Here is a 462-nt window from a genome sequence, read left to right as displayed (position 1 = left end):
TCCCGGCGCGGGCCCTCGACGCGTCAGAAGAAGCCCAGCTTCTTGGGCGAGTAGCACACCAGCAGGTTCTTGGTCTGCTGGTAGTGGTTGGGCGTCATCTTGTGGTTCTCGCGGCCGATGCCCGACTGCTTGTAGCCGCCGAACGCGGCGTGCGCCGGATAGGCGTGGTAGCAGTTGGTCCAGACCCGGCCGGCCTTGATGGCGCGGCCCATGCGATAGCACGTGTTGGCGTCGCGCGACCAGACCCCCGCGCCCAGGCCGTAGAGCGTGTCGTTGGCCAGCGCCAGCGCGTCGTCGGCGTCCTTGAACGTGGTCACCGCCACCACCGGCCCGAAGATCTCTTCCTGGCAGACGCGCGCGCCGTTGCCCAGGCCGTCGATCACGGTGGGCAGGTAGAACCAGCCGTTGGCCAGCTCGGCGCGGTCCGGCGCGGCGCCGCCGACCAGCACGCGGCCGCCCTCG

At 70.3% G+C, this 462-nt stretch carries 1 pseudogene; it reads right to left on the bottom strand.

From position 1 onward, the window contains the following. Positions 1–23 precede the first annotated feature (23 nt). Positions 24–462 (bottom strand): annotated as a pseudogene (adh, locus tag ACRHNM_RS16225) (aldehyde dehydrogenase); the annotation flags it as partial.

Origin of the sequence: Psychroserpens mesophilus (assembly GCF_050617655.1) — a bacterium.
Taxonomy (GTDB): domain Bacteria; phylum Bacteroidota; class Bacteroidia; order Flavobacteriales; family Flavobacteriaceae; genus Psychroserpens; species Psychroserpens mesophilus_A.
This window is presented reverse-complemented; position numbering and strand designations above follow the sequence as displayed.